Source organism: Bacillus sp. JJ722 (assembly GCF_036963345.1).
Classification (GTDB): Bacteria; Bacillota; Bacilli; order Bacillales; family DSM-1321; genus Bacillus_AD.
This window is the reverse complement of the sequence record NZ_JBALMO010000429.1, coordinates 309-1,286: the sequence shown is the minus strand read 5'-3', so window position 1 is coordinate 1,286 and position 978 is coordinate 309. Positions and strand designations below refer to the sequence as shown.

The window sequence follows — 978 nt, the reverse complement described above, 5'->3', positions numbered from 1 at the left end:
ATATATAACACTACTAATAAAGAGTAATAAAAGTAGTGATATGAAAAACAACACCGTTTTATTCTTCATTAGTAACCACTCTCCCAACCAGTATGTATTGAATCAATTTAATAATCTGCAAGCAAATAACATACGGCAACATCAACATCACCATACTAATAGCAACTATTTCAGGTTGGGAAATTTCATAAAAAATAGAAGTAAAACCTTTCAACATAAACAAATATTCGATGATAAATAAACTTGAGAGCATATACCAATATACTATCGTGAAATGTTGAGAAAACGAATAGATCACATTAGATAGGATATGGTGGAAAAATACTTCCATTTTGGAAAGCCCCTTTGCTTTCGCAAACTCCACGTATAATTTATCTTCTTCTTCATTTAATATTGTTATCAAAGTCCTCGTTAGAAGAAAGATTGGAACTAACGATAAACAAACAATAGGTAGTAAGTACACATTTGAGTTTAATCCATAAAGCTGAAAAAACTTTATACCTGTTGTTTTATAGATTGTTATAATAACAAACTGAAAACTAAATATGATTACGATGTCCGGTATAGCTTCTGTTAAAGTCAGTGCATTGGAGAACCATTTTCGCGTATTCATAGATAAAATTGAATAGAAGTAAGCCAAAGCAAATGAAGATATAACAGTTACTATTATTGATGTAAATAAAATAGACATTGAATAGACGAATTTACCTTGTATGAAAGAAAAAAATGGTACAGTTCCACTTAGAAGTGTTAAATTAACATCTAAAGGTGTTAAAACTTCAGTTAGCGTATGTAAAAATACTTCAAAAAATGTTGAAGGATAAAATCCTTTACCAACTTCGGCAGTAAGACCATCTAATCCTCGATGAGTGAAAATGAGGGAAGGTAGTGCTGCAATGAAGCAAACCGATAATACTATTATGATTCCTGCTAATATTGTATTTCTTATACTTTTGACGTAGCTAATCATCTTTATAC

General features: G+C 30.2%; 1 protein-coding gene. It reads right to left on the bottom strand.

Annotated features, from left to right (window positions below; all coding sequences use genetic code 11):
* Positions 1 to 58: 58 nt before the first annotated feature.
* The coding region (locus V7014_RS27085; RefSeq protein WP_335512223.1) for an ABC transporter permease subunit at positions 59 to 978 on the bottom strand (920 nt) is incomplete at its 5' end.